The organism is Streptomyces scopuliridis RB72 (genome assembly GCF_000718095.1).
In the GTDB taxonomy this organism is placed as follows: domain Bacteria; phylum Actinomycetota; class Actinomycetes; order Streptomycetales; family Streptomycetaceae; genus Streptomyces; species Streptomyces scopuliridis.
Genome location: NZ_JOEI01000077.1, coordinates 1 through 784, shown reverse-complemented (window position 1 = coordinate 784; position 784 = coordinate 1). Strand labels below are relative to the sequence as shown.

General features: G+C 66.6%; 1 protein-coding gene. It reads right to left on the bottom strand.

The window, feature by feature from the left end; all coding sequences use genetic code 11:
- The coding region (locus tag IF11_RS37445; RefSeq protein WP_037729481.1) for an AMP-binding protein at positions 1-784 on the bottom strand (784 nt) is incomplete at both ends.

Here is a 784-nt window from a genome sequence, read left to right as displayed (position 1 = left end):
AGCACGTCGAACAGCGCCTTCGTCAGAAACAGCCCAGACACCCCACGCGCCACCGCTGCACGCACCACCGACGCACTCAAGTCAGCCTCGGCCACATCCGCCGTGCCACCATTCAACAACGGCACCCACACCTCAAACGTCGCCGCATCAAACGAATGAGGCGAATGGAACAAAACCCTCTCGTGCGCACCCGACGACCACCGAGAATCGGCAGCCAGCGCCACCACGTCCCCATGCGTCACCGCGACACCCTTGGGCACACCCGTAGACCCCGACGTAAACATCACATACGCCAACGAGCTCGCCCGAAGCGCCGAAGGAAGCCGCACATCAGACGCCGGCTCCGCATTCACCCGCACGACCGGCAGCCCCCCGACTTCATCCACCCCCCGGTCCGTCACCACGAGCGCCGCGCCACTCCGCCCCAGCACCTCCCGCACCCGCTCCTCCGGATACGACCCATGCAACGGCACATACGCACCCCCCGCCCTCACCACCGCCAACATCGCCACCACCACATCAACCGACCGCTCCAACAACAACCCCACCCGCGACTCCACACCCACACCACGTCCCACCAACACCCGAGCCAACCGCCCAGCCCGCGCATCCAACTCCCCATACGTCAACGACACATCACCACACACCACAGCCACCGCACCCGGCGACTCCGCCACCCGCGCCGCAAACCCCTCCACCACCGAACCACCCGACAACCCACGCACCACACCACGCCCCGCACCCACCACCCACTCCCGCTCAACCACCCCCAACATCGACACCT